Raw genomic sequence first — 1,258 nt, forward strand, 5'->3', positions numbered from 1 at the left:
CCCGAGGTAGGTTTTTGCATCGAATGTTGACCCACGTATAGAACACTGTCCCGCTCGGCAACGAGCGGGAGATTGGAGTGATCGACGTGGCCATACTGAGCATCATTCGACGCTGGCATCTTCGCGACCAGATCCCGTTGCGCGAGATCGCCAGACGCCTGGGCATCTCCAGGAACACGGTCAGGCGCTACCTGCGCGCTGACGTCACTGCACCGGCCTATCCTGCACGGCAGAGTCCGAGCAAGCTCGACGGCCATGCCGCCAAGCTCTCCGCTTGGCTCAAGACCGAGGCCAACAAGCCACGCAAGCAACGGCGCACGCTCAAGCAGATCCACACTGATCTGTGTGCCTTGGGCTTCACCGGCTCCTACGATCGCGTTGCCGCATTCGCTCGCCGCTGGCGCCAGGAGCAAGCCCGCACGTCGGGGCGAGGCACCTTTATCCCACTGCGCTTCGCAGAGGGTGAGGCCTTCCAGTTCGACTGGAGCGAGGACTGGGCGGTCATCGCCGGCGAGCGCACCAAGCTGCAAGTGGCTCAGTTCAAGCTCAGCCACAGCCGCGCATTCTTCCTGCGCGCGTATCTGCTGCAGACCCACGAGATGCTGTTCGATGCCCATCACCACGCCTTTGTGGCCTGGGGCGGTATCCCGCGTCGCGGCATCTACGACAACATGAAGACCGCCGTGGATCGCGTGCGCCTGGGCAAGTTGCGTGACGTCAACTTGCGCTTCAGCACCATGGTCAGCCACTACCTGTTCGACGCCGAGTTCTGTAACCCGGCCTCGGGCTGGGAGAAGGGGCAGATAGAGAAGAACGTGCAGGACAGCCGTCACCGCATCTGGCAACGCATCCCTGCATTCGGCTCTCTGGTGGCACTTAATGACTGGCTGGCCGACCAGTGCGTACGGCTGTGGCAGCAGACCCGCCATCCTGAGCTGGACATGACCCTCTGGGAGGCCTGGTCGCTGGAGCGGCCACACCTGATGCCCGTGGGGCAGCCGTTCGATGGCTTTGTGGAGCACACTAAGCGCGTCTCACCAACCTGCCTGGTGACCTTCGAGCGCAACCGCTACAGCGTACCGGCGTCGTTTGCCAACCGGCCCATCAGTCTGCGCGTCTATGCCAATCGGCTCGTGTTCGTGGCCGAAGGCCAGGTGATTGCCGAGCACGTGCGGCACATCGACCGTAGCCATCTTCCGGGGCGCACAATCTATGACTGGCACCACTACCTCGCGGTGCTGCAGCGTAAGCCCGGTGC

1 protein-coding gene is annotated in these 1,258 nt (G+C 63.0%); it reads left to right on the top strand.

What is annotated here, in order from left to right:
* Window positions 1-77: 77 nt before the first annotated feature.
* Window positions 78-1,258 (top strand): IS21 family transposase (gene istA / locus C404_RS58685; protein WP_021197866.1); only part of this gene is annotated, 1,181 nt, incomplete at its 3' end.

It is taken from the genome of Ralstonia sp. AU12-08 (assembly GCF_000442475.1).
GTDB classification, from domain to species: domain Bacteria; phylum Pseudomonadota; class Gammaproteobacteria; order Burkholderiales; family Burkholderiaceae; genus Ralstonia; species Ralstonia insidiosa.